This is a genomic window from Gilvimarinus sp. 1_MG-2023, from assembly GCF_030548285.1.
The window spans coordinates 1-414 of record NZ_JAUOSC010000220.1; the positions used below are offsets into that span (position 1 = coordinate 1).

At 51.2% G+C, this 414-nt stretch carries 1 protein-coding gene; it reads left to right on the forward strand.

The window, feature by feature from the left end:
• Window positions 1-414 (forward strand): rhodanese-like domain-containing protein (locus tag Q4563_RS16515; RefSeq protein WP_303605257.1); only part of this gene is annotated, 414 nt, incomplete at both ends.

Sequence of the window (414 nt, forward strand, 5' to 3'; positions counted from 1 at the left end):
GATCACAGTGGGCAAAATGGTTCGATATAATCATTGGCACTTATGCTTCACTGGAGCAGATCAAACCGCCGCTCCCCGGAGTGCTGCAAGAGTGGGACAGTAGCGCGGTCAGAGGTTATACTCCGGGCCTGATTTTTCTGGCAATGACGAGAATTATGGAACAGGTGTTCGAATTTATCGGTAACCACTGGTGGCTGGTGGCTATCTGGGGCGCGTTTCTGGCGGCCCTGTTGTTTGATAACAAGCAACGTAGTGGCGCGTCGGTTTCTCCGGCTCAAGCGACTCAATTGATTAATCGTGAAGACGCTATTGTCGTCGATATCCGCGATAAAAAAGACTTCAGCAGCGGCCATCTGGCCAATGCTCGCAATATTCCGTTTTCCGAGCTGGCCAAGCGGATGAACGAGTTGAATG